10 protein-coding genes and 1 pseudogene are annotated in these 6907 nt (G+C 51.2%); 9 read left to right on the top strand and 2 right to left on the bottom strand.

The window, feature by feature from the left end:
- Nucleotides 1-196: hypothetical protein (locus EJP87_RS18585; protein WP_227657615.1), on the bottom strand; the 196-nt coding region annotated here is incomplete at its 3' end.
- 11 nt (nucleotides 197-207) lie between these two features.
- On the opposite strand from EJP87_RS18585, the gene EJP87_RS12310 reads away from it, so the two are divergent.
- Nucleotides 208-1197, top strand: a complete 990-nt coding sequence (locus EJP87_RS12310; protein ID WP_130472171.1) for a glycosyltransferase family 4 protein — start codon at nucleotides 208-210, stop codon at nucleotides 1195-1197.
- Here the strand turns inward: EJP87_RS12310 and EJP87_RS12305 are convergent.
- Nucleotides 1192-1929, bottom strand: a complete 738-nt coding sequence (locus tag EJP87_RS12305) for a DUF484 family protein (protein ID WP_193771347.1) — start codon at nucleotides 1927-1929, stop codon at nucleotides 1192-1194. The genes EJP87_RS12310 and EJP87_RS12305 overlap by 6 nt on opposite strands.
- Nucleotides 1930-2104: 175 nt before the next feature.
- On the opposite strand from EJP87_RS12305, the gene EJP87_RS12300 reads away from it, so the two are divergent.
- The 8 genes and pseudogenes from EJP87_RS12300 to EJP87_RS18580 form a co-directional block, all read left to right on the top strand.
- A complete protein-coding gene (locus EJP87_RS12300) occupies nucleotides 2105-2416 on the top strand; it encodes an ArsR/SmtB family transcription factor (RefSeq protein ID WP_227657614.1) in 312 nt (103 codons plus the stop codon).
- Nucleotides 2417-2440: 24 nt separating this feature from the next.
- Nucleotides 2441-2857: a rhodanese-like domain-containing protein gene (locus EJP87_RS12295; protein WP_130472169.1), complete on the top strand. Its 417-nt coding sequence runs from the start codon at nucleotides 2441-2443 to the stop codon at nucleotides 2855-2857.
- Between the two features lie 46 nt (nucleotides 2858-2903).
- A complete protein-coding gene (locus EJP87_RS12290; RefSeq protein ID WP_193771346.1) occupies nucleotides 2904-3542 on the top strand; it encodes a CYTH domain-containing protein in 639 nt (212 codons plus the stop codon).
- 29 nt (nucleotides 3543-3571) lie between these two features.
- Nucleotides 3572-4960, top strand: coding sequence for a threonine synthase (thrC, locus tag EJP87_RS12285; RefSeq protein ID WP_130472173.1), 1389 nt, complete (start codon nucleotides 3572-3574; stop codon nucleotides 4958-4960).
- Between the two features lie 57 nt (nucleotides 4961-5017).
- Nucleotides 5018-5734, top strand: coding sequence for a lytic transglycosylase domain-containing protein (locus tag EJP87_RS12280; RefSeq protein ID WP_227657612.1), 717 nt, complete (start codon nucleotides 5018-5020; stop codon nucleotides 5732-5734).
- Nucleotides 5735-5993: 259 nt separating this feature from the next.
- Nucleotides 5994-6344, top strand: a complete 351-nt coding sequence (locus tag EJP87_RS17875; RefSeq protein WP_193771345.1) for a hypothetical protein — start codon at nucleotides 5994-5996, stop codon at nucleotides 6342-6344.
- 59 nt (nucleotides 6345-6403) lie between these two features.
- Complete coding sequence (locus EJP87_RS12270; RefSeq protein WP_193771344.1) at nucleotides 6404-6655, top strand: methyltransferase-A70 family protein; 252 nt, start codon at nucleotides 6404-6406, stop codon at nucleotides 6653-6655.
- 47 nt (nucleotides 6656-6702) lie between these two features.
- A pseudogene (locus tag EJP87_RS18580) lies at nucleotides 6703-6907 on the top strand (hypothetical protein); the annotation flags it as partial.

The raw sequence follows: 6907 nt of genomic DNA, 5'->3' as shown, positions 1-6907 counted from the left end.
GGTAGAGCTGGCGAGTCATCGCAAAATCGCAAACCGGTAGAGCTGGCGAGTCAGCACGAACCTGAATAGTTACAAATCTGCCTGCCAGCACAAACACAGCGATATTGGCAGCCACTGACGCAAAGGATGTTCCATGGTGACAATTGGCAATGAAAACGAGAAATTTATGAATATCAACAAAGCAATATCTACCCATCAGGAATCTGTATGAGCCAATCCCCTTGGCGTTTGTTGACGCTCAACTGTCATGAGGCATGGGTGCATCAACTGCATGCCTTGCCTTGTCAATTGGATATTATTGATGGTTTGCCAGGAAGATATACCCCACAATGGGATAGCCGCATTCGCCCTCTTCCCGCCAATGCCCGTCTGTTGACCTTGCAGCAGGCTTTGACTGAAGGAAGAGCCTATCACTGCATCATTGCCCACAGCATGACCGACCTGTTGGATGTCAAGAGTCTGCCATGGCCGCGTATTCTGGTGTTGCACAACACCTTGGAGGGGCGTCTGCAGGGACAGGAACAGAGTTCAGCAGAACAGGTCCGTGCGGTGTTGCGCCAGTATGTGCGCTTGACTGGAACACATGTGATTGCAGTAACGGCCATGAAGGGGCGTTCCTGGGGATTTACCAAGGATATTGTGGCATGTGGAGTGGATGTGGCTGCCTATCCCGCCTGGTCAGGAGAGTTGGCCTGCGGGATTCGGGTTGCCAATCAGATTCATCCCAAACGCACTTTGCTCAACTGGCAATTTCATGAAGAGGCTTTTGCTGATCTTCCGGTACGTCTGGTCGGCCATAATCCTGAATTTCCTGGGGTGGCGCCTGCAGACAATTGGGACCATTTGAAAAGTCTATTGCAAAGTCACCGTTTTTATATTCATACGGCAGATCAACAACAGGAGGATGGTTATAATATGGCGGTTTTGGAAGCGATGGCCGCCGGTTTACCGGTATTGGGCAACCGACACCACTCTTCACCCATCATCGACGGAGTCAGTGGCTATTTAAGCGATGATCCGCAAGAGCTGGCACAACGAGCCAGAGAGCTGTTGGCAGATCGGGAGTTGGCTTTACGCATGGGTGCGGCAGCACGGCGGACAGTTCAAGAAAAATTTTCGTTGCAACGATTTGCCACCCGCCTGCAACAGGCCATTAACAGTGCCAGAGGCAACAAAGGTCGGGCTTCTACTTCATGAAGCGGATACAGAGCTGCTGGTCATACGCATCAGGCAGTGGCTGAAGACATTGGCCAGATCTTGCAGCAGATCGGTGGCATCACTGGGCAGAAAGCGATTGGGCGCTTCACCCCCCAGGTTAAGGGCACCGATCAAACGCCGTTGTGGGGCCTGACCATCATCTGGTGCATAGAGCGGGACAAGAGCTTCGGAACGGATTGAGGGGGTGATCTGGCCAAAATAGCACTGTTTATTTTTACCCTCTCGGCCCACGCGAATGACTGGCGCACTGCCCTCACCCAAAATTTGCGTCAACAGGCTGTGGTCCAGAACAAAGAGGCGCTCTTCCAACGCTTCTGGAGGGGGTGTACGATGAAACAGTTGTACCAGAGAGGATTCTTTGGCGGTAAGCGATACGGTTACCCGTTTGATATTGAATAAATTTTCTGGTTCCTGGGTAGCAATAGCGATTACAGCCCAGGGGCTGCTGGCCAAAATCATCCGGGTTTGGATGGCATGAAAGGCGCGGTAGATCTCTTCGTTGCGCAACAGACGATTGAGAATGGCATCCAGCTTATCTCGCAACTGGTCATTCTGGCGGCGTAAATGGCTCAATTGGCCAGCTTCCAGGCTTATGACCTTACCGTCAGCACCTGTTGTGGGCAAAAGCTCGGGATGGTTGGGTAAAAAATCCGGGTTTTGCTGCAACCAGGCCAACACTTGCGCTTCTTTGAGTGAGGAGATCGTATTCATGGAGTATGTTATGCCTCGAAATCGGGAATCTTGCAAGCAAAAATCCGTTGACGGCCATGGTGATCGGCGCGTATTATTCATTATTTGATTTTCTGGAGCAGGAGTTGGGCTTGGGTCACGGCTGAAGCTTTAGTAAGTTCCTGCAGTTATTGATGAACGAATTCAGGGGGATGTTGTGTCCGGCAATTTTGATGAAGCCAACATTGAAAAGGTTGCACGCTGCATGAAGGCGTTGGCTCACCCGTTGCGGTTAAAGGTGATTGTCGCCCTGAATGATCAGGAGTTAAGTGTGCAAGAGCTGGTCGAAGCGGTGGGAACGACGCAATCCAATGTCTCCCAGCATTTGACTATTATGCGCGACAAACAGATTCTCTCCTCGCGGAGGGATGCCAATCAGGTATTTTATCGGGTCGGTGACTGCAAAGTGTTGGATCTCGTCTCTTTGACGCGCAACATCTTTTGCAACGCTACCCATTCGGAAAACTGAAATCGGCAAACATCAGGTTAGGATATGAACTGGTTACAGGAAAATGCACTGACATTATTGATGTTGGTAGGCTTTGCCGTGTTGATGGTTCGTGGACCATTGATGGCAAGGATGGCTGGGGTGGAACATCTTACAGTTCATGAACTGGCCAAACGACTGGCCTCCTCTTCTCCTCCATTGTTGCTGGATGTACGCTCAGAGCAAGAATATGCAGGCGGACATGTACAGCAGGCCATGTTGGTTCCTCTGCCCGATTTGCGGCAACGCCTGGATGAGGTAAAACAACGAGCCTCCTCTCGCCCCATTGCTGTGATCTGCCGCAGCGGTAATCGCTCTATTTATGGGGCGGTGATGCTGAAACGCATGGGCATGCCGCAGGTATTCAATGTTTCTGGCGGCATGCTGGATTGGAAGACACAGGGTTATCCGGTACGCCCTTAAAAGGCGCATCGTTTATTGCCATCTATTGCAGGAAATAGACTCTATTATGGCTATCGAAGAAGAGATCAAGCTGACTGCTGCCTCAGCGCTTGTGTTGGACACTGTGGCGCAGGATGGTGCTCTGCTGGCCAAATGCCAGGGCACACCGATCAAAACGCGCCATTTTCTCGCCACCTATTATGACACGCCAGAACGACATCTGTTGCAGAACCATTTGGCTTTTCGGATGCGTCAGGAGCAGGGCGGAGGCTTGCGCGCCAATCTCAAGGGCACGGGTGGTCCCATGGTTGCCGGTTTGGCACAACGACAAGAGTGGGAAGAGATGTTATCGACCCCCATTGCGCATTGGGAGGAGTTACCTGCTGGAGAGATGCGCGAGCGGATTCTGGCGGCTGTAGATCCGCAAGCAGCTTTGGTTCCTCTGTTTGTGACCGATTTTCAGCGCCGGGTATTATTGTTGCAGTGGGAGGAAAATCGGGTCGAAATGGCCTTGGATCAAGGGGAGATTCGTACAGACACCCAGATCCATCCGTTGGCAGAGGTAGAGTTGGAGCGGTTGGCGGGTCAAGGAGAGGCCATTCGTGCTTTGGCTGATGATCTGATGCAACGTTATCCATTGACCTATTCACAACGCAGTAAATTTGGTTTGGGCTTGGCATTGTTGGGTCTGGACGCAGAGATTTGAAGGTAGCGGGAGGGGTAAAAGCGATGGGTGTGCGCTATATCAGTACGCGCGGTCAGGTGGAACCACTCACCTTTTCCCAGGCGGTCATGATGGGATTGGCGACCGATGGTGGTCTGCTGTTGCCGGAGAGCATCCCACAGGTTTCCGAAGATCAATTGCGTCGTTGGGCCACTCTCCCTTTTGCCGAACTGGCAGTAGAGGTGATTGCTCTTTTTGCCGACCATGAAGATTTGCCAACAGATACCCTGCGCACTATTTGCCAGCGCTCCTTTTCCTGTTTTGCCCATCCCGATGTCACCCCACTGGTTGCGGTAGGTGGACGGCGCATTCTGGAGCTGTTTCATGGTCCGACGTTGGCTTTCAAAGATGTAGCGCTGCAATTTCTCGGTAATGTGTTTGAATATATTCTTGCCAGAGACGGTGGACGGCTGAATATCCTGGGTGCCACCTCCGGTGATACCGGTTCAGCAGCGATTCACGGGGTACGGGGACGACAAGGTATTCATATTTTTATTCTCCATCCCTATCAACGGGTCTCCCCCATTCAAGAGCGACAGATGACCTCCGTTTTGGATGACAATGTGCACAACATTGCCATTCGTGGATCTTTTGATGATGGACAGCGGATCGTCAAGGATCTGTTCAATGATCTGCCCTTTCGGCAAAGCTATCAATTGGGAGCGATCAACTCCATCAACTGGGCCCGCATTTTGGCGCAGGCAGTCTATTATTTCTTTGCCTGGGGCAGAGTCTCGGCAGGTGATGCGGCTTGTCGGGTCACTTTTGCGGTACCAACCGGTAATTTTGGGGATATTTTTGCGGGTTATCTGGCTTTGCGGATGGGTTTACCGATTGAACGTTTGCTTTTGGCAACCAATCGTAATGATATTTTGACCCGTTTTTTCCGTACCGGCAGTTATGGTTCAGCGGAGGTATGGCCGACTGTCAGCCCCTCCATGGATATTCAGCGCGCCTCCAATTTTGAACGTTATCTCTATTATTTGTTGGATGAAGATCCAAAACAGGTCACTGCAGCGATGCGCGGCTTGGATCAGAGTGGCTGCATCGCAGTCTCTGCAGAAAAACAGCGTCAAGCTGCGGAGATCTTCACTGCTGTAGCAGTGAGTGAAGAGGAGACTCTGCAACAAATTGGCTCTTTTTATCGCGACAACGGTTATCTGCTGGATCCGCATACGGCAGTTGGTGTCCGAGCGGCGGCAGATTATCCTGAGGCCATCTGTTTGGCTACCGCTCATCCTGCCAAATTTGGCGCTGCGGTCCAGCAAGCCATTGGTGCAGAGCCACCCCTACCGCCAGCCTTGCAGGGCATGCTTGATCGGCCCAGTCGTTGTGCTGTATTGGCAGCAGATGCAGAGTTGGTCAAGCAGCACATTATCAGCACTTTGCCTTCTGGATAATCTCCATTTACCGTTCGCCAGACAGAGCTGGTAACCTCTTTTGAGAGTGGAGCGGAAATGCTTACTGTGCGCCATGTCATCACTACTCTTCTGTTGAGCAGTGTCTGCATCTTGCCAAGCACAACGCTCATGGCCAAAGGGATCTACTCTTTTGTCGATGCAGAGGGTGTTTTGCATTTGACAGACCGCCCCAACGATCCCCGCTATCGCCCGATAGCCGCGACCAACCGTCATGTTGCCAATAAAAAATTTATCAATCAAAACGGATTGCTGTATTATTTCCCTGCGGACACACCAGGGCATCTCTCTGCTGGTAACCTCTCCACAACTGCATCAGCAAAGCACACTGCTTCTTATCTGTCTTCGGCCAAAGAGGATGCGCATCCTTATGGAGATCTGGTGCGCGATGCGGCTCGACAACATGGTTTACAAAGTGCGCTGCTGCATTCCATCATCCGTGCCGAATCCAATTTTGATCCCTATGCAGTCTCCGCCAAAGGGGCTGTTGGTTTAATGCAGCTTATGCCGGAAACAGCACGTCAGTATGGTGTCCATGACAGCACCGACCCGGAGACCAATATTCACGGCGGAGCCCGCTTTTTGGCCGATCTGTTACGCCAGTTCAATAATAATCTAGAGCTCTCATTAGCGGCCTACAATGCCGGACCCAACACGGTCATCCGTTATGGGGGCACCATTCCTCCCTACCCGGAAACCCGCCAATATGTCACACGGGTATTGCGATATTTCCGGGAGTACCAGCGGGTGATGTGACAGGATGAAGCGGATATGCTGGCTTGCATGGTGGCTATTATTTCTTGGTCTGAGCTGTGGCACAGTTTGGGGTGAGGATTTTTATCGTTGCCATGTCGAACAGGGCCCGCCGGCCATCTATCCGCAGAGTGCATGTCGTTTATTATCCGACCCCAGCCAATCTTCTACTCCAGCAACGGCGCCGCCTCACCCCTCCTCCTCATCTGCAGCAGCCCTGCCAGCCTTGCCACCGCGCAGCGGTCCCTGGCGATTAACCCAGTTGTTACAAGTAGATAGTGCACATGGATCTTCTTGGCAAGCGCTGATTAATCAGCGCAGAGTCACTGTTGGCACCTGGATAGATGGTGGACTGGTCAAAGAGATTACCCGAAACCATGTTTTGATCAGCCATCCGGGTGGCGAGATCCGTTTAGTTGCTGGACAGGAAATCTATGCGGATGGTTATAGCCGTCCAAAAATTATTTCTTTGACTCTAGAAGAATTAGGGTTGGACAGTTCTGCTAGTCGTCTGTTATTGTTGCAACGCATTGCTGCAGGCCAAGAGCTATTGATCATGCATAACGGAATGCCATTAGCACGCCTGCAGCCGATGCCAATGCCTGAAAAATAGATCAAGCATTGCATATCGGATCTTTGTTGCCAATAATAGTAACTTAAGTTGGAAAACACATGCAGAGAGTCACACCTGTCGGTATGGCGGCAATTGAAGATTTACGTTTATATCTTAAAGGCCGCCTGTTTCACACTATCCTGGCCGATCCACCCTGGCAGTTTCACAATCGCACCGGAAAAATTGCCCCAGAGCACAAGCGGCTTACCCGTTATGACACCATGCAATTGACCGATATTCTTGCCTTGCCGGTTGACGAACATCTGGAAGAGATGGCACACCTCTATTTAGGGTCTCCTCAAAAAGAATAACACATTGAAACTATACATTAAAATGCGATTATGATAGAATTGTGTGCATGAATTTCGGCCAAAACAGCCAAAAAGGCGTGCATCTGATGATCCGAGAACGCGACAAAAAGCAGCTTACCTTGCCCGGATTTGAGAGTCCGTTTGAACGAGGTCTTGATCCGAACAACCGGTGGGTGAAACTGGCAGGGTTGGTTCCCTGGGATGAGTTTGCGAAGGCATACTACAGTGGCATGAGTGCTGACCAGGGTACAC

It is taken from the genome of Candidatus Magnetaquicoccus inordinatus, from assembly GCF_004217665.1.
GTDB classification, from domain to species: Bacteria; Pseudomonadota; Magnetococcia; order Magnetococcales; family Magnetaquicoccaceae; genus Magnetaquicoccus; species Magnetaquicoccus inordinatus.
This window is presented reverse-complemented; position numbering and strand designations above follow the sequence as displayed.